Below are 16,429 nucleotides of genomic sequence, written 5' to 3' on the forward strand. Positions count from 1 at the left end.
CCGGTTCCGGTCACAGCCGCAGTGCCTCCAGAGGTCCGCCGAATCCGGCGCGGTCGGCGATCTCCGCGAGGATGTCACCCGGCAGCAGCCCTCCGCCGGCGGTCAGCGCGACGAGCTCCCCGGAGGGCGTACCGAGGTCGACGAGCAGGCGGGTGTCGCCTCCGGGCTGCGGATAGGGCTTCTGGCCGGTCCCCTCGACCTGCTCGGGCGCCTCGATCTCGCCGCTGTCCAGCAGCAGCGCCGCGACGGGGTGCTCGTGGACGACCCGCACGTCGGAGAGGAACACGCGGGGGTCGGAGTGGTCCTCCACGCGCACCACGGCGAACCACTCGTCGTCGGCCTCCATGAGCAGGACCATCGTGCCTTCGGAGGCGGAGCCCGAGGCGTCGCGCATGATGTCGGCGACGTCGTCGATGCTCGCCGCGTCGTCGAGTTCGGTCTCTACGCCCGTCCACTCGTCGGCGGCTCTGCAGAAGACCGCTGAGAAGATCGACACCGCACGCTCTCCAGTCCTCTCTCGCGGGCGCCGGGCCGGCCGGGGGCCTGACCTGCCGTCACTGGCCGATCCCGAGTCCCTTACCCCATCGAGTCCACCGCACGCTGGAACGCCTGGTGGAATCCGATGCGCTCGGCGATGCTGGCCAGGACCTCGTCGGGATAGAGGTCGAGGTCGCCGGCGAGGGCGCCCAGCTCCATCTCGTCCAGACCGAGATCGGCGAGTACCGACATGTCGCCCGCGGGCAGCACCTGGTCCAAATCCTCGTCGTCGGGCACGTCGATGTCGAGATACTCCAGGACGTCACGCGCCACCTGCCAGTCCACGGACGCCGTGACGTCGGAGAGGAACAGGCTCACGTCGTCGCCGTAGAGGCGCACGATGACGAAGAAGTCGTCGCCGATGGCGAGCATGCCGATCGCGCCGCTGATGCTGGGCTGCTGCCGCAGCGCGTGCAGCAGCCCTTTGAAGTCCTGTGTGAGGGCAACCGGGAGCAGATAGACGTCCCAGTAGTCCTCCTCGCGGTACGCGACCGCGGCGAAATCGCCGCCGTCATCGTCGTCGTCGAGTTCCGTCATCGTCACCCCACCAGCCCTGCTGTGATCGGGCCAGGATCGCAGATCGTCCGGCGCGGCGTCATCGTAGCGGTCGCGGTCGCCCGCGACCCGGTTTCCCCAGAGGGAATCTGCCTCGTGATAGAAGTCGGCGCTCACAACCTCTATTACAACGGACAACCGCCACCCGGCAGAACGTTACGACCGACGCGATCGGGTTACGGATGCACCTCCGCGCCGCCGACCGCGCCGAATCCCAGGTCAACCGGGGGGCGGCAGCCCGCATGCACGCGGATAGACTCGGCGCCGATTTCCCATCGCCCGCCCAGCTCAACCGGAGTGTTCAATGGAGACCCTGGTCGTGGACCACCCGCTGGTCGCGCACAAACTCACCACACTGCGCGACGTGCGCACCGACTCGCCCACGTTCCGAAGACTGACCGACGAGCTCGTGACGCTGCTCGCCTACGAGGCGACCCGCGACGTGCGCGTGGCCGACGTGACCGTGGAGACTCCGCTGACACCGATGACCGGTACGCAGCTGACCCGGCCGACACCGCTCGTCGTGCCCATCCTGCGGGCGGGGCTGGGCATGCTGGACGGGATGACCCGGCTGCTGCCGACGGCGAAGGTCGGCTTCCTGGGCATGGCGCGCGACGAGGAGACCCTGCGCCCGGCCACCTACGCCGACCGGCTGCCCAACGACCTCTCCGGCCGCCAGTGCTACGTGCTCGACCCGATGCTGGCCACCGGAGGCACCCTGGCCGCGGCCCTGCGCCTGCTCGTCGAGCGCGGCGCCGACCATGTCACCGCCATCTGCCTACTGGCCGCCCCCGAAGGCCTGAAGACTCTGACCGAAAACCTGGGAGAGCAGAACGGCGCGACGCTGCGCGTGGTCACGGCCGCCGTCGACGAGCGGTTGAACGACAGGGGCTTCATCCTTCCGGGCCTGGGAGACGCGGGCGACCGCTTGTACGGATCGGTCTGAACCGAATCCGGTCCGGTGGCATCGGACCCCGTGAACGCGGTTGCCGCGGCGGGGGCGCCGTCGGCGCCCGCGGCGACCGCGAGGCACGACGGTCGGACATGCACTGTTCGACTTTTTTGCATCAATCCGAATCACGATGATTGGACATCCGAAATCAGGGAAGACCTCGGTTGGTTCGAACAGGCGCTCGGGCGGTCACCCGGCACCGCATTGGTGATCGCGTTCTGAGCACCCGGAACACGACGATTTGCGTAGGCCGAATTCAGACCGAGATGGAGTCGTGACACTAAGGGTCGATCATGGGCGACAGTCGCCCCCGACTCACTGACCGAGCACAACCGCAGACACCCCTCGCCGAATCCCCGATAGCCGAACTCGACCACCATCGGCCTTATGCCCGACCCGTAATCTTGACCCCGAGGGCGGTTACGAAGCGCCTGCTTGCGGGTACACAGCGCAACCGGTCACCCTTTTCCCTCGAAGGAGTGAGATGCCCGAGAAGACCACTACGCCGCGCGACCTCTCCCCCGTCGTCGAGCGCCTGAACTCCGAGTTCGCCGGAGTACACGACGCCGCCACCATCACACGATGTGTGGACGCGGCGCGTCAGGGCGCCCTCGACGTCACCGGGCGGGCGACCCCCGAGCTCGTGGAGCGCATCGCGCGACAGCACCTGCAGGTCCTCGCACTCGCCTTCGCCGAACGCCGCTGACCGGCCGGGCCGCACGGTCGGCAGCCGGGTGACCAGCACCACGCCCTGCGCCGGGAACGCCACGCCCGAAACGGGCATCTGGCTTTACGGGCCCGTATGTCGGTGTAACAATCACCTTGGGTCAGTGGGTCATCAGCATTCGTGGGGAGTCGGTCATGGCGAGGTTGAAGAAGTGGCTGGGGTACGCCCTCATCGCTTTCGTCGCGTTCTATCTGCTCACTCAACCGGAAAGCGCTGCCGGGGTCATTCAGACCGGAGTCGGGGGACTCATGTCGGCCGCCGAATCACTGTCCCGATTCGTGAACACCCTGAGCGCATAGGGGTCGCCCGGCCATGAGGCTCGTCGCACCGCCGAACCGAGCACCGGCATCTGTCAACCGCTACTTGCTGCCCTACGAACAGGACGTCGTCACCATCCGGCGGCACCCCGCGGTGCTGATCGGACCCGTCGCATCCGTGCTCGGTGCGCTGATCTTCGCAGGCATCCTCAGCAACACCGTCATCGCGGCGAGCCCCGCCGCGCTGGCGGTGATCTGGTGGGTGTGGCTGCTGATCCTCGTCTGGTTCGTCTGGCGCGTGGCCGAGTGGTCGGTCGACTACTTCGTCATCACGTCGCAGCGCCTGCTGCTGACCCAGGGACTCATCACCCGCCAGGTCAACATGATGCCCCTGGGCAAGGTCACGGACATGCGCTTCGAGCGCTCGATCATGGGGCGCTTCCTCGGATACGGCACGTTCGTCATGGAGTCCGCCGGTCAGGACCAGGCCCTGAGCCGGATCAACTTCGTGCCTTATCCGGAGCAGCTCTACCTGGAAGTCGTCGGCCTGATCTTCAAGGACCCGAACGAGTGATCCGCGGTCCGGGCGGCGTGCACACGCCGACCCGGCAACCGGGTCTCCTACCCGATACCCGACACCGGTGAAAGCCCGGCCGCCCGCGGCCGGGCTTTCAGCGTCTTCCGCCGTCCCGCGGCCGAGGGGCAGGGGCAGGGGCAGCATAGGGCGGTGCCCTCCCCCGCGCCCGCCCGGCCCGATCGCGGGCCCCGCGCGGAGATGCGCACGCACCGCCGGCATCTCGGATTCAGACGGACGTTCTTCTTGTTCATCTTTTGTTCACTTTGACGGCGGAGCTCCAGCTGAAGCCCTTCGCCACCCCCGGTCCCGAGCGACATGGCAGGGAATCCAGATTGACTTCAAGGTGAACGAAGGGTTAACTGTAGTATTCAGAGAGGCGAACAAGGGGGTGCCGCAATGAACCAACCGGTGAGCCCGGCGCCACAGGCAGGCCGTACCGCACCGCCCCGCCGCCGCACGCGCAACGCTGCGCGGCTGCGCAGCGCCGCTCCGGCGCCCGCCGCTCCGCAGCCGCGCGAGGCCGCGGAGTCCGTCGCCTCCGACCGCCCGCTGATGAGCTGGGTGCTGGTGACCGACGACAGCGGACGGACCCGCCCTGAGGCCCGCTGGATCTGACGCGACGGGAGTATCCGCCGCCGCTGAGGGGCCGGCCGCACGACGCGACCGGCCCCTCAGCGTTGCCCGGCCTGACGCGCCCCTCTCCGGGGCGAACCGCGGGGCCACGCGCCGACACGCCTTCCGGCCGTCTGGAAGCGGGGCGGCGGCCTCGCCGTCTCCGTCTCGGCTCCGGCTCCCTACACGACCCGGTGCCCGGTGGTGCCCCCGTGCTCGGAGAGGTCCGCCGAAAGCCAGTGCTCGGGCCGCAGCACGTAGACCGCGTCGTCGAGCTCGGTACGGGCCGCCCAGGCCGCCGCGAGGTAGCCCTCGACGGCCTCGGGGAGCATGTAGCGCTCGGTCATGGCCCGCAGCAGCTCCTCGGTCAGCGGCTGCCGCTCGGCGGGGCCTTCGACCGACACGTAGCGCACCCGCGGCCGGACGGACTCCACCATCAGCGAGAACCGGCCGTACTCCTCGATGAGGCGGCCCTTGCGCGACCGCCGCCCGGTGATGATCCACGGCTCGCCGCCCGGTTCCACGGCGTACCAGATCGGGACCGTGAGGGGGGCTCGGCCTTCGCCGGCGCTGACCGAGAAGGCGGCGATGCGCGGTTCGGCCAGGAAGGCCCGGCGCTGCTCGACGGAAAGGGCGGGCACGGTGTTCACCTCGTCTTCAGGAGCGGCGCCCGGCGCGACGCCGGACGGTGCACGGCACGGACCCGCCCCGGCCGCGCATCGGCGTCCCAGGGGCGGTCTCATGCACACGCTACGCCGCGGAGCCGTTCTCGGCGCGGGAGGCGAGGCCGCGCAGGGTGGTCTCCATGCCGGCGCGCAGCTCGTCGAGTCGGCCGGCCACCAACTGCTCTTCCAGGTCGGGCATGCGGTCCACGGCGGCGGTCAGTCCGGAGCGGCCCGGACCCAGCCGGACCTCCTGACGCAGGAGCGTGCCGCCGCCCTCGCGGGGCTCCAGCGTGTAGCGCCACACCGCCAAGGCACGCTCCGGATCCTCCGCAGGCGGACCGAACCGCCCGTCGGCGTCGAGCACGGCCCACGCGAATACCTGCTCGGGAACGAGTTCGACCACTTCCGATACGGTCCGCCACGCGCCGAGTCGGCGGTTCCGGTTGTATCCCGCGAAGCGCGCCCCCACGGCCGGAACCCCGGCGCCCAACCACTCGGCCCGCATCAGCTCGGGGCTGTACTCCGCCGGCAGCCCGATGTCGGCCACCAGTTCCCAGACCCGTGCCGAGGGGGCCGCGACCAGCCTCTCGCATTCGGTCCGGGGCCCGTCACCAAGCCGCACGGCGATACCTCCCGCAACACGAACCGCCTCCGACCGCCCAGTCTGCCAAAGGGGCCGGAGCCGCGGCCCGCTCCCCCGCGCGGATCGCTTTGTCGACAAATCGGCCCATCGCCAATGCGAATCGAGCACAGCCGAAACCGAGCCGACGCTGCGGGGCAGCCGGTCCAGTGGGCCGGCCGTCCGCGCCCGGCGCAGTCGGAGCTGCGGCGGTGCGGGTCGGCATGTCAGCCCGGCGCCATGTCGACGAATCGGCTGTAGTGCCCCTGGAACGCGACGGTGACCGTTGCCGTGGGGCCGTTGCGGTGCTTGGCGACGATGAGGTCGGCCTCGCCCGCCCGGGGAGACTCCTTCTCGTGCACGTCCTCGCGGTAGAGCAGGATGACCATGTCAGCGTCCTGCTCGATCGACCCCGACTCACGGAGGTCGCTGACCTGGGGCTTCTTGTCCGTTCGCTGCTCGGGCCCGCGGTTGAGCTGGGACAGGGCGATCACCGGGACCTCCAACTCCTTGGCCAGGAGCTTCAGCGACCGCGACATCTCCGAGACCTCCTGCTGGCGGCTCTCGACGCGTCCGGCCGAGCTCATCAGCTGGAGGTAGTCGACGACCACGAGCTTGAGGTCGTGCTGCTGCTTGAGGCGGCGGCACTTCGCGCGGATCTCCATCATCGCCAGGTTCGGCGAGTCGTCGATGAACAGCGGCGCGCCGGCGACCTCCCCCATCCGGCGGGCCAGACGAGCCCAGTCGTCGTCGGTCATCAGGCCCGACCGCATGGTGTGCAGCGGCACCCGGGCCTCGGCGGAGAGCAGCCGCATGACGATCTCGTTGCGGCCCATCTCCAGGCTGAAGAAGACGCTGGTGAGCTGGTGCTTGATCGAGGCGGCCCGGGCGAAGTCGAGAGCGAGGGTGGAGTTGTGGGTGGGGATTCGCGAACGGGTGGCCAGATACAGGTGGTCGGGGTGGTCGACCTGAACGCAGCGCACCGGAACGCTGGGGACCCTGCGCGCCGCGACCACCCGGTGGGGCTCCCCGTGCGCCGCGGCGCTGTCCACAAGCTGGGGATCGAGTAGGGCGGGCGGAGTCCCGTTGGCGCCGGAGGGACCGCCCGAACCGGCAGGCGGCCCCGCCGGCGCCGTCCGGGTCACGCGGGCCGGCGCCCTCCGCCCGCCGGGTCTCATGCCCGGCGCACTGATGACGACGCCGGTCCCGCACTCCACTGCGGCGGCGATCTCGCCGGTCGTGGCGAGGCCGTGCACCGTCGGCCCCGCGGCGTCGCGGCGCAGCGTCGGCCACTGGTGCCGGGCGTCGGCCACGACCGCGGTGCCGTCGGCGAAGACCAGTTCGTAGCAGGGCCTGCGGTCCATCACGGAGGTGGCGGCGACGACGCGTGTGGGGGTGCCGTCGGCGGCCACGAGGTCCTCTCCCACTGCGACCTCGCCCATGGTGGTCCAGCCGCCGGGCGTAGGCAGCGGTGTGTCCAGCGCAAGCGCCTTGCCGACCGCCGGGCGCGCCGCGATGATGACCATCTGCCCCGGGTGCAGGCCGTTGGAGAGTTGGTCGAAGTCGGTGAACCCGGTGGGCACGCCGGTCATCGAGCCGTCGTGCGCGGAGATCGCCTCGATCTCGTCCAGAGCCCCGGGCATGACGTCGCTCAGCGGCAGGTAGTCCTCGCCGGTGCGCTTCTCGGCGACGCGGTAGATCTCGGCCTGGGCATGGTCGACGAGGTCGTCGACCTCGCCGTCGCCCGAGTAGCCGATCTGGGCGATGCGGGTACCCGCCTCGACCAGGCGGCGCAGCACAGCGCGGTCGGCGACAATGCGGGCGTAGTAGCCGGCGTTGGCCGCAGTGGGGATCGCCTCGGTGAGAGTGTGCAGGTAGGGCGCTCCCCCCACCCGCGCGATCTCGCCGCGCTTGGTCAGCTCGGCGTTGACGGAGATCGCGTCGACCGGCTCGCCGCGGGAGAACAGGTCGACGACGACGTCGAAGACCGTCTGGTGCGCCGGCCGGTAGAAGTCGGCGGACCGCACGATCTCGACCACCTGGGTGATGGCCTCTTTGGAAAGCAGCATGCCGCCGAGCACGCTCTGCTCGGCCATGATGTCGTGCGGCGGTGTGCGCTCGAATCCGGTGCCGGTGCCGTCCGGCGGGTGTTCGGCGACGCTCACGTGGATTCCCCCTGCTTCACGGTCGGCATGTCGAGCATGCCCGAGCCTGGATTCTCGCGACTGCGGGACCCGCAGCGCAAAGCAGCCTGTGGACGGACTTGGGGAGATCCTGTGGACCACTGGGGTTAATCTGCGGATAGCTTGTGCACAGTGCCTGTGGATAACTTCGGACTCCGGTGCCGATATCCCCAGTGACCTGCGATCATGTTGTGCACCGGCTGTGCGCGAAAGAAATTTCCCCAGCGGCTGTCCACAAGTTATCCACAGGCCCCTGATGTGGTGGACAACTCTGCACAGCGAGTCGAACGTGTGTCCGTTATCCCCTACCGTTGCAAGGACATGCCCGCTCTCCTCTCGGCGCCGCCGTTCCGCCACGCCCACGACCGCGAGATCTTCCGGCTCGCCGTGCCGACCTTCTTCGCACTGGTGTCCGAGCCGCTGTTCCTGCTCAGCGACACCGCCATCGTGGGCACGCTGGGCACGGCGCAGCTTGGCGGCCTGGGTGTGGCCGGCCAGGTGCTGATGACCCTGGCGAACCTGTGCATCTTCCTGGCCTACGGGACCACCTCGGCCGTCGCCCGCCGCGTCGGCGCCGGCGAGATCGCCGCCGGGCTGCGCAGCGGCATCGACGGCGTATGGCTGGCGCTGCTGATCGGCGCAGGCATCCTCGCGCTGGGCTACCCGGCCGCGCCGTGGCTGGTCGAGGCGCTGGGCGCATCGCCCGAGGTAGCCCCGCACGCACTCGTCTACCTGCGCATCAGCCTGCTCAGCACACCCGGGCTGCTGGTCGTCATGGCGGGCACCGGCGTCCTGCGGGGGCTGCAGGACGCCACGACTCCGCTCGTGGTGGCCGTGGGCGCCAACCTCGCCAACATCGGGCTGGCAGCATTGCTGGTGCTCGCGCTGGACTGGGGGATCGCCGGCTCGGCCTGGGCCACCGTCGCCGCCCAGACCGCCGGAGCCGCCGTCTACGCCGCCGTCGTCCTGCGTGCGGCACGCCGCCACGGCGTCTCCGCCGCCCCCAGCTCAGAGGGTCTGCGCGCGGCCGCGGGCGCCGGAGTCGCGCTGTTCGTACGCACCGTCTCGCTGCGCGTCGTACTGGTGGTGTGCACCGCCGTCGCCGCGCGGCTGGGAGACCCCGAGATCGCCGCGCACCAGGTCGCCACCCAGATCTGGTCGCTGCTGGTGTTCGCCATGGACGCGATCGCGATCGCCGGGCAGGCCATCATCGGCCGCTACCTGGGCGCCTCCGATCCCCGGGGCGCCCGCGCGGCCACCCGCCGCATGGTCGAGTGGGGCGTACTCGCCGGCCTGCTGTTCGCCCTTGCGGTCTTCGCCGTGCGGCCCTGGGCACCGCTGCTGTTCACCGACGACCCTCAGGTGCGCGGCCTGCTGCTGGGCGCTCTCGTCGTGGTGGCCCTCATGCAGCCGCTGAGCGGAGTAGTGATGGTGCTCGACGGCATCCTGATGGGCGCGGGAGACCAGCGCTACCTCGCCTGGGCGAGCTTCTGGACCATGCTGGTGTTCCTGCCCTGCGCCGCCGCGGTGCGGGTCGGCTTGGCCGACGCTCCGCAGTACGGCCTGACGGGGCTGTGGTGCGCGTTCGCCGTGTGGATGGCCGCCCGCGGCGCCACCCTGGCGCTGCGGGCGCGCGGCGACGCCTGGCTGGTGAGCGGGGCCGCGCGCCCCTGACCGCCCGCCCTCCCGGTCGCCGGAGCCGGCAGCCGGGAGGGCGGCGCAGGCCAACCGGTCTCAGTTGTCCCGGGGACCCACCGCCGGCCCGTGGTAGAAGAGCGCCCGGCTCTCGTCGGCGGGGACGTCGGGATAGGTGGGCAGGTGCTCCTCGGGCACGTCGGAGTCCCCGCGCTGCATCAACCGCGCCTTGAGGCCGCGCAGCCGTGACCGGACGTCGCTGCGCAGCTGCGGCAGCAGCGCATACAGCCGGTCGCCGGGACAGGCGGTGGCGTTGTAGTCGCGGTGGCCGACGATCGCGTCGGCCGGGTCGAGGCCGTAGGCCAGGCACAGCCATGCGCAGGTTTCGGTGAGCGCGCCCATCAGGTCCCGCGGCGGCGTCGCCGACACGTAGTTGCCCTCGTTCTCGATGCCGATCGTGTGGCTGTTGTGGTTGGCCGTGTGCGCTCCCACGAGGTGGTGGCCCTCGGCGATGGCCTTCAGGGATCGGTTGCGGCCCTCCATGATGTGCCCGCCCCGGCTGATGGTCAGCTGCTGCCCGGTGTCGTTCCAGCCGTTCGTGTCCATGTGGTAGTTCTGGATCGCCCGGGAAAGCGCGAAGGCGTGGCCCTTGCTGTGGTTTGCGCTGTTGGCCGTGGCGGTGTGGTGCACAACGATCCGGTCCGGCGGGGACGGGCGCATCACGGCCCAGCTCTTGGGCCTGCGGGCGTTCCAATCGCCGCGGGTGTAGACCGTCGGCTGCGCTCCCGCGAGCGCGTCGCCGGCCGCGGCCAGGTCGATGGCGCCGCCGAGCAGGACTCCTCCGGCCGCCAGGGCGGCTCCGTGCAGGACGCTGCGGCGCTCGACGCCGACGTCCGTTCTCTCCGCATCCCGACTGGACATAACGGCCTCACCCTTCCTGTGGAGCTGCGGGCCCACAGGACAAGGTAAGTCACTCTTTGTCATTGAAGCGTTACATCATGTCGGCGTGTCGCAGAGGCCCGCGGACGCACGAAAAGGCCCCGGCCCGTGGGGCCGGGGCCTGGTCAGGCGGTCGGTCGATCAGACGCCGACGACCTGAACGGCGATGGTTGCGCTGATCTCAGGGTGCAGGCGGATCTGCACCTTGTGGTCGCCCACCGACTTGATCGGGTTGCGGATCTCGATCCGGCGCTTGTCGACCTCGGGGCCGCCGGCCGACTTCACGGCCTCGGCGACGTCGCCGGCGGTGACCGAGCCGAACAGGCGACCGCCGTCACCAGCGCGCTGGTTCAGCTTCACGCGCATGGAGTTGAGTCGGCCCGCGACCTGCTGGGCGTCCTCAAGGCTGCGGATCTCCCGGGCCGAACGGGCGCGGCGGATCGAGTCGATCTGCTTCTGCCCGCCGCGGGTCCACCGGATGGCGAAACCGCGGGGCAGCAGGTAGTTGCGGCCGTAACCGTCCTTCACCTCGACGACGTCGCCCGGGGCGCCGAGGCCGGTGACCTCTTGGGTCAGAATCAGCTTCACGACAAACCTCCCTCGAAAATCCCCGTTAGCGAGCGGTGCTGGTGTAGGGCAGCAGCGCCATCTCGCGAGCGTTCTTGATCGCGGTCGCGACGTCGCGCTGGTGCTGCGTGCAGTTGCCGGTCACCCGGCGGGCACGGATCTTGCCCCGGTCGGAGATGAACTTCCGAAGCAGGGTCGTGTCCTTGTAGTCGATGTAGGTCAGCTTTTCCTGACAGAACAGGCAAACCTTCTTCTTGGGCTTGCGCGCTGCCGGCTTCGCCATCGTGGTGCTCCTTTAGCAAGAGCCCCGGATCTCCCGGGGATGGTCATTCGGACAGGATCGCGGGCGCGCACGGCGTCGGCCGCGCGTCTCCGCGAGTGGGACAGCGGTCAGAACGGGGGCTCGTCGGAGTAGCCTCCGCCACCGCCGCCGAAACCGCCGCCGGTGGCCCAGGGGTCGTCAGCCGGAGGACCGGACCGGCCGCCCTGGGGCCCGCCGAAGCCGCCCCCCTGGTTGCCGTAGCCTCCGCCGCCGCCCTGGCCTTGGCCCTGGCCGCCACCGCCGCCGAAACCGCCGCCTTGACCGCCTTGGCGCTGCACCTTGGTCACCTTGGCGGTGGCACTGCGCAGCGCGGGGCCGACCTCGTCGACGTCGATCTCGAAGACGGTGCGCTTCTCGCCTTCCTTGGTCTCGAAGGAGCGCTGCTTGAGGCGGCCCTGCACGATGACGCGCATGCCTCGCTGCAGGCTCTCGGCCACGTTCTCCGCGTACTGCCGCCATACCGAGCAGGTGAGGAACATCGACTCGCCGTCGCGCCACTCACTGCTCTGCCGGTCGAAGATGCGCGGGGTCGAGGCCACGCGGAAGTTGGCGACCGCGGCACCGCTGGGGGTGAATCGCAGCTCCGGGTCGTCGACGAGGTTGCCGACGAGCGTGATCTGGGTTTCGCCTGCCATGGATCGGCTCCGGTTCGACTAGTTCGGATCAGGCGTGCGGGCGGGGAACGCCGGGCGGTCGGGCGCCGGTGGCCGCTGGGGTTCGGCTGCGCCTAGTGCGCCGCGGGGCGCAGGATCTTCGTGCGCAGCACGGCCTCGGTCAGGTTGAGCTGGCGGTCCAGCTCCTTGACCGTCGCGGGCTCGGCCTGCAGGTCGATCACCGCGTAGATGCCGTCGGTGTTCTTGGCGATGTCGTAGGACAGGCGCCGCTTGCCCCAGACGTCGACCTTCTCGACCGTTCCGCCGTCGTTGCGGACGACCCCGAGGAACTGCTCCAGCGACGGGGAAACCGTACGCTCGTCGAGGCTGGGGTCGAGGATGACCATAACTTCGTAACGACGCATGGGCGTTCGTACCTCCTCTGGACTGTCGCGGCCATGGTCTCTCCATGGCAGGAGGGCATTGAGCCAGACGAGAGCCAAGGCTACCAGCAGTCAAGCCCGCTGATCGCCCTTACGCAGGCAATCCACAACCGTCAGCGCGCACAGCGCTGCGACCGCGGCCAGCCGCCCCAGCAGCACGAGCGCATAGCCCGTGAAGGGCAGGCCGGCGGGCGCACCCGCGCTCGCGGGGTCGCTCTGCTGGGACACGTGGAGCAGGTGCTGCCAGATGCCGAAGAAGTAGCAGACCTCGGCCAGCTGCCAGAGGCCGAAGACCGCCAGCGCGGTACCCGGGCGCACCGTACGCGGCCAGGCCAGGGCCGCCAGCGGCAGCAGCCACAGCACGAACTGCGGCGACCACACCTTGTTGGTCATCAGGAACGCGGCGACCACCAGGAGCACCAGCTGCTCCAGCGGCGGCCTGCGGCGGGCGAGGAGCCCGAGCAGGGCGATCGCGGCGCAGGCGAGCACGAGCGCGCCCGTTCCCGTGGCGTTGACCAGATCCAGGTCGCCGGAGTCGAAGAGCCCGTAGCCGCCCAGGAAGTAGTAGACCGAACCCCAGTCGGTGCCGCGCTCCCGGCTGAACGTGAAGAAGGTGGCCCAGTTGTGCGGCGCCGCCAGGTAGACGGGCAGGTTCACGGCCGCCCAGGCGAGGACGGCTCCGGCGAGGGTGCGCAGGAAGTCCGCCGCCGGCGGCCCGCCCTCCTTGCGCCACAGCTCGCGCACCATCAGCACGAACATCGGCCCGAAGACCAGGAACGGGTAGAACTTCGCAGCAGTGGCCAGGCCGATCAGCGCGCCCGCGGTCCACATGCGCCCGCGGGAGTAGAACGCGAGCCCGCCCGCCAGCAGCGCGACCGCGAGCAGGTCCCAGTTGATCAGCCCCGCCAGCACCGCCGACGGGGCCAGCGCGACGAGACCGCCGGCGAGCAGCGCCGCGCGCGGCCGGTAGGCGGTGTCCGCGGGATCCAGCCCGCCGCGGCCCGCGATGCGGCCGGTTGCCACCACCGCGGCGATCAGGCAGCAGCCGAGCACCACCGCGGTCAGGTCGAAGTAGGCGAAGGCGCGGCCGACGCCCTCCGGTAGCCAGGACACCGCGCGGGAGGCGGCGTACATCAGACCGCCGGTCAGCACGGGGTACTCGGTGGGCACGTCGAGGTAGGGGACCTGGCCGCCGCCCAGCCCGTCGCGGTAGTACAGCGGGAACACGTCGCTGTAGCAGGCGTAGGTGTACTGGCCGCCGTCGGTCCATGCGCCGCCGAACCGGCACGGCCACTTCGCGAGGTAGGCGAGGACCGCGCCGACTGCGCCGAGGGCGACCAGCCAGAGTCCGCTCCGCCCTGACTCCTGGGATACACGCCGCGGGCCGGGAGCCATCGTCATCGGTCGTTGGAGAAGATGCCGCCGCCGCCTCCGTCGTCGCCGCCGTCATCATCGGTGGGGGTCTCGGTCGGCGTCTCCGTCGTCTCGCACTCCCACACGGGACGGCAGGGCTGCTCGGTGGCGCCCCCCGGCGGAGTGGTCTCCGGGACGTCCGGAGTCGGCGAGGACGGCGTCTCGGTGGGCTCCGGCTCCTCCGACTCCTCGGTCTGCGTCGGCGTCGGCGTGGGCGTGGGTGTGGGTGTGGGCCCGTAGCGCTTGGAGGACCCTCCGTAGACGGGCTCCGGGAACTCCTTGACCTCCTTGCCCTTCATCGCCTCGGTCATGAACGCCTTCCAGATCTTGGCGGAGGTGGTACCGCCGTAGATCGCGCTCACGCCGGGGATGACGAGTTCCTTCCCGTCATCGCGGCTCAGGCCCACCGATGTGGCGAGCTGCGGAGTGAAGCCGACGAACCAGGCCGACTTGGCGCTGTTGGAGGTACCGGTCTTGCCCGCCACGGGCCGGCCGTCGGGCAGCGCCGCGGCGTCGCCGCCGCCGTTCTCGACGACCTGCGTCATCGCGTAGGTGGCGTCGGCCGCGGTCTCCTCGCTGAACGCCCGAGTGCCCGACTCCAGCTTGGCCTGGTCGTTGGGCTCGACGACCTCGCCCTCGGCGTTGGTCACCTCGGTGATCATGTGCTGGGGAACGTGCACGCCCCCGTTGGCGAAGGTGGCGAACCCGGCGGCCTGGTCCAGCGCGGAGACCCGGTAGGTGCCCAGCGCGATGTTGGGCCCCATCTCGGCGGTCTCGAACTGGTCCTCGGAGACCCCGGCGTCGCCGGCGGTCTCGGTGACCGCGGCCGGTGTGGCCTCGATCGCCAACTGCACGAAGCTGGTGTTGATCGAGTGGGCCGTCGACTCGACGAGGTCGACCTCGCCCCAGGACCGGTTGCTGTCGTTCTGGATCGGTTCGCCGATCCCCGGGAACTCCTGGGGTGAGTCGCCGTTGAAGGTGCTCTTCAACCCGATCCCCTGTTCCAGGCCGGTCGCCAGCACGTAGGGCTTGAAGGCCGAACCGGCCTGGGCGTCGAGGACGAGCGAGTTGTTCGGATCCTCGGTGAAGTCGGTGCCGCCGTAAAACGCCTTGATCTCGCCGGTCTGCGGCTCGATCGAGACCAGGTGCTGCACGGTCTCCTTGGGCATGTCGGGCAGGGTCCCGCTGAAGGCCTCGCCGGCGCGCTTCATCAGCTTGGGATTCAGCGAGGTCTCGACCGTGTAGCCGCCGGTGGTCACCTGGCTGGGCTCCAGCCCGTACCGGTTGGCGAGCTCGTTGATCACGGCCTGGCGGATGTAGCCCTCCTGGCCTTCGATGCCCTGGCCCACCGAGTACTTCTTGACCTCGGGAAACTCCAGCTTGTTGGCTTCGGCTTTGGTCATCCCCAGTTCGGGGTTGTCCGCGTGCATCTCGACGAGGCCGTCGCGCGCGTAGTCCCAGCGCTCCCTGAGGATCTCGTCCATCTCCGAGCCCTTTTCGATGTTCTCGAAGTTGCCCGGCTGCTGGATGATGGTGCCGATGAACACGCCCTCGGCGGCGGTGAGGTCCTGCACGTCCTTGCCGAAGTAGGCCTGGGCGGCGGCCTGCACACCGTAGGCCTGCCGGCCGAAGTAGATGGTGTTGAGGTACTTCTCCAGGATGGTGTCGGGGTCCATGACCTGGCCCGCCTTGATGGCGATCAGGATCTCCCGCAGCTTTCGGGTGTAGCTGCGCTCCTGGGAGAGGGTGTCGAAGTAGTTGCGCGCCATCTGCTGGGTGATGGTCGAACCGCCGCCTGCGGAGCCGGCGGTCAGCACGGCCCGCATGGTGCCGGAGATCGAGATCCCCGGCTCCTCGTAGAAGTTGCGCTGCTCGGCCGCGAGGACGCCGTTGACAACGGTCTGCGGGATGTCCTCGCGCTGGACCATGACCCGGTTGATCTCCCCGGTCGTCACGGCCTCTTGGCCGTTGCCGTAGTTGATGCTCGTGGCCGCGAGGGTCGCGCTGTCCTGCTGGTCGAGCGTGCGCGGGTCGGGGGTGTTGGCATAGGCGATCCCGAGCACCGCGACCCCGGTGACGAACATCAGCGCGCAGGCGATCAGCGCGGGCTTCCACGCCTTGGCGAAGAAGCGTTTGACGGGGCCGCGCTCGTCGTACTCGTCGTAGTCGTCGTTGGCCGGCCGGCGGCGGCCGCCCCCGCCTCCACTGCCGTGCGCCGCCCTGCGCCCGGGCCCGGACTCCGAGCGGGCGCCGGCGGCGCGCCTGCCGCCGCTCTGCCTGCCGGGCTCGGCACGGCGCCTGCGGCCGTCGTCGGCGCCCGCGCCGCGCCCGCGCCGCGCAGGGCGGTCGTCGTCCCAGAAGCCGTCTCCGTCTCCACCGCCGCGGCCTCGTCCGCCGCCGTCCCAGTGGCCGGCGTCATCGTTCGCCGGGCTGCGCCGACCACCGGCGCGTTCGTCCCCCACCGGGCCGCCGGCCCGGCGCCTGCCGCCGTTGCCGCGTGCGCCTTCCGCCGGGCCGTTCGAGGCCCGGCGGCGCCCGCCGGCATTCCGTCGTCTTTCGGTACTCACGCGTCCTCGATTGCTGTCAGCGGCCGATCGGCCTTGCGACTCGGGTAAGGGAAGGGGATGGGCCCCGCGCGAAGGAGAATCCGGCCTGTGGATCGAACCGCACCAGTCGATTCGGGGGTTCACACGTCCGCACTATTGGACGCGCGATCGGCGCGGTTGGTTTTCGATCCTCCGGAAACCTCGTCCTCTGCTTCCTCCTGTCGGCGACCTCTAGGCAGGCATCCCGTGGCGGAACACGGCCGGGGCGGCGATACGTACCGCCGTGG

The 16,429-nt window shown here is 70.3% G+C and carries 17 protein-coding genes; 5 read left to right on the forward strand and 12 right to left on the reverse strand.

Translation table 11 applies throughout. The features are described from left to right. Positions 1-10: 10 nt before the first annotated feature. Complete coding sequence (locus RM446_RS07520) at positions 11-496, reverse strand: tRNA adenosine deaminase-associated protein (protein ID WP_311544429.1); 486 nt, start codon at positions 494-496, stop codon at positions 11-13. 80 nt (positions 497-576) lie between these two features. Next, positions 577-1,074 carry a tRNA adenosine deaminase-associated protein gene (locus RM446_RS07525; protein ID WP_311544430.1) on the reverse strand — a complete coding sequence of 166 codons (498 nt, stop codon included), beginning with the start codon at positions 1,072-1,074 and terminating at the stop codon, positions 577-579. Positions 1,075-1,396: 322 nt separating this feature from the next. Here RM446_RS07525 and upp point away from each other — a divergent pair, with 322 nt between their 5' ends. The 4 genes from upp to RM446_RS07545 all read left to right on the forward strand — a co-directional run bounded on the left by upp (position 1,397) and on the right by RM446_RS07545 (position 4,220). Beyond that, positions 1,397-2,038 (forward strand): uracil phosphoribosyltransferase, encoded by a 642-nt coding sequence (gene upp / locus RM446_RS07530; RefSeq protein WP_311544431.1) that lies wholly within the window; start codon positions 1,397-1,399, stop codon positions 2,036-2,038. 490 nt (positions 2,039-2,528) lie between these two features. Then, positions 2,529-2,750 carry a three-helix bundle dimerization domain-containing protein gene (locus RM446_RS07535; protein WP_311544432.1) on the forward strand — a complete coding sequence of 74 codons (222 nt, stop codon included), beginning with the start codon at positions 2,529-2,531 and terminating at the stop codon, positions 2,748-2,750. Between the two features lie 333 nt (positions 2,751-3,083). Then, positions 3,084-3,602 carry a PH domain-containing protein gene (locus RM446_RS07540; RefSeq protein WP_311544433.1) on the forward strand — a complete coding sequence of 173 codons (519 nt, stop codon included), beginning with the start codon at positions 3,084-3,086 and terminating at the stop codon, positions 3,600-3,602. Positions 3,603-4,001: 399 nt separating this feature from the next. Then, positions 4,002-4,220, forward strand: coding sequence for a hypothetical protein (locus tag RM446_RS07545; RefSeq protein WP_311544434.1), 219 nt, complete (start codon positions 4,002-4,004; stop codon positions 4,218-4,220). A gap of 179 nt (positions 4,221-4,399) precedes the next feature. On the opposite strand, the gene RM446_RS07550 is transcribed toward RM446_RS07545, so the two are convergent. The 3 genes from RM446_RS07550 to dnaB all read right to left on the reverse strand — a co-directional run bounded on the left by RM446_RS07550 (position 4,400) and on the right by dnaB (position 7,666). Continuing rightward, positions 4,400-4,858, reverse strand: coding sequence for a pyridoxamine 5'-phosphate oxidase family protein (locus tag RM446_RS07550; protein WP_311544435.1), 459 nt, complete (start codon positions 4,856-4,858; stop codon positions 4,400-4,402). A 109-nt stretch (positions 4,859-4,967) separates the two neighbouring features. Beyond that, positions 4,968-5,504, reverse strand: coding sequence for an SRPBCC family protein (locus RM446_RS07555; protein WP_311544436.1), 537 nt, complete (start codon positions 5,502-5,504; stop codon positions 4,968-4,970). Between the two features lie 224 nt (positions 5,505-5,728). After that, a complete protein-coding gene (gene dnaB, locus RM446_RS07560; protein WP_311544438.1) occupies positions 5,729-7,666 on the reverse strand; it encodes a replicative DNA helicase in 1,938 nt (645 codons plus the stop codon). Between the two features lie 339 nt (positions 7,667-8,005). On the opposite strand from dnaB, the gene RM446_RS07565 reads away from it, so the two are divergent. After that, the gene (locus tag RM446_RS07565) at positions 8,006-9,358 is read left to right on the forward strand and encodes an MATE family efflux transporter (protein WP_311544439.1); all 1,353 of its coding nucleotides are present in this window, start codon (positions 8,006-8,008) and stop codon (positions 9,356-9,358) included. Positions 9,359-9,418: 60 nt separating this feature from the next. Here the strand turns inward: RM446_RS07565 and RM446_RS07570 are convergent, their stop codons facing one another. The 7 genes from RM446_RS07570 to RM446_RS07600 all read right to left on the reverse strand — a co-directional run bounded on the left by RM446_RS07570 (position 9,419) and on the right by RM446_RS07600 (position 16,058). Next, on the reverse strand, positions 9,419-10,240 hold the full coding sequence (locus RM446_RS07570; RefSeq protein WP_311544441.1) for a peptidoglycan recognition protein family protein: 822 nt from the start codon (positions 10,238-10,240) through the stop codon (positions 9,419-9,421). Positions 10,241-10,399: 159 nt separating this feature from the next. After that, positions 10,400-10,846, reverse strand: coding sequence for a 50S ribosomal protein L9 (gene rplI, locus RM446_RS07575; protein WP_311544442.1), 447 nt, complete (start codon positions 10,844-10,846; stop codon positions 10,400-10,402). A 25-nt stretch (positions 10,847-10,871) separates the two neighbouring features. Next, on the reverse strand, positions 10,872-11,108 hold the full coding sequence (gene rpsR / locus RM446_RS07580) for a 30S ribosomal protein S18 (RefSeq protein WP_040273181.1): 237 nt from the start codon (positions 11,106-11,108) through the stop codon (positions 10,872-10,874). Positions 11,109-11,215: 107 nt separating this feature from the next. Next, entirely contained in the window at positions 11,216-11,782 is a 567-nt protein-coding gene (locus tag RM446_RS07585; RefSeq protein ID WP_311544444.1) for a single-stranded DNA-binding protein, read from the reverse strand. A gap of 92 nt (positions 11,783-11,874) precedes the next feature. Then, positions 11,875-12,165: a 30S ribosomal protein S6 gene (gene rpsF, locus RM446_RS07590; RefSeq protein WP_311544445.1), complete on the reverse strand. Its 291-nt coding sequence runs from the start codon at positions 12,163-12,165 to the stop codon at positions 11,875-11,877. A gap of 90 nt (positions 12,166-12,255) precedes the next feature. Then, complete coding sequence (locus tag RM446_RS07595) at positions 12,256-13,584, reverse strand: glycosyltransferase family 87 protein (protein ID WP_311544446.1); 1,329 nt, start codon at positions 13,582-13,584, stop codon at positions 12,256-12,258. After that, positions 13,581-16,058: a transglycosylase domain-containing protein gene (locus RM446_RS07600; protein ID WP_311544447.1), complete on the reverse strand. Its 2,478-nt coding sequence runs from the start codon at positions 16,056-16,058 to the stop codon at positions 13,581-13,583. The genes RM446_RS07595 and RM446_RS07600 overlap by 4 nt, the downstream gene beginning before the upstream one ends. Between the last annotated feature and the right edge of the window lie 371 nt (positions 16,059-16,429).

Origin of the sequence: Streptomonospora wellingtoniae (assembly GCF_031845375.1) — a bacterium.
In the GTDB taxonomy this organism is placed as follows: domain Bacteria; phylum Actinomycetota; class Actinomycetes; order Streptosporangiales; family Streptosporangiaceae; genus Streptomonospora; species Streptomonospora wellingtoniae.